The sequence below is a fragment of the Flavobacterium sp. SOK18b genome (assembly GCF_014156605.1).
GTDB classification, from domain to species: Bacteria; Bacteroidota; Bacteroidia; order Flavobacteriales; family Flavobacteriaceae; genus Flavobacterium; species Flavobacterium tiangeerense.
In genome coordinates this window covers 1-624 of sequence record NZ_QKNZ01000179.1, presented here as the reverse complement: position 1 = coordinate 624, position 624 = coordinate 1, and the positions used below count along the sequence as shown (strand labels likewise).

The following is a 624-nucleotide window of genomic DNA, read 5'->3' as shown; positions in this document are numbered from 1 at the left end:
GATTTAAAAATTAAAAGATTAAAAAAACTAGTACTACCTTTTAATTTTCTATTTGAAAATTTTCTACTTCTATAACTTCTCCAGCTTGTAAATCGTTGAGATGTACATTGCCAACTCGAACACGAACCAAGCGTAAGGTGGGGAATCCAACAGCTGCAGTCATTTTTCGTACTTGACGAAATTTACCCTCATTTACAATAATTGAAGCCCATGTTGTAGGTCCGTGTCTTTCATCCCTAATTTTTTTTCCGCGTGGGCCAAAATTAGGAATTTCATTCAAAATAAAAGCTTGACATGGCTTGGTTTTATATTTAGTTCCATTAAAACCAATTTCAACTCCCTCTTTTATTTCATCAATAGCTTGCTGCGTGATGACACCATCTACTTGCACATAGTATTCTTTATCGACTTTCTTACTTCTAATTGCTTCACTTTCTTTACCGTCGGTTGTCAAGAGCAATAACCCTTCAGAGTCTTCATCTAATCGACCGATAGCCATAGTGCCCTCTGGAAAATCATAGAGTTCGCCCAACAAGCGTTTTTTTCGTTTGAGTTCATAGATAAACTGACTTAAATAGCCATAAGGCTTGTGAATGATGAAATGGCGGTGCATGGATTAAAATC

At 36.2% G+C, this 624-nt stretch carries 1 protein-coding gene; it reads right to left on the bottom strand.

All coding sequences use genetic code 11. From position 1 onward, the window contains the following. Nucleotides 1-40: 40 nt before the first annotated feature. Nucleotides 41-613 (bottom strand): pseudouridine synthase, encoded by a 573-nt coding sequence (locus DNC80_RS15770; protein WP_182652033.1) that lies wholly within the window; start codon nt 611-613, stop codon nt 41-43. Nucleotides 614-624: the final 11 nt, after the last annotated feature.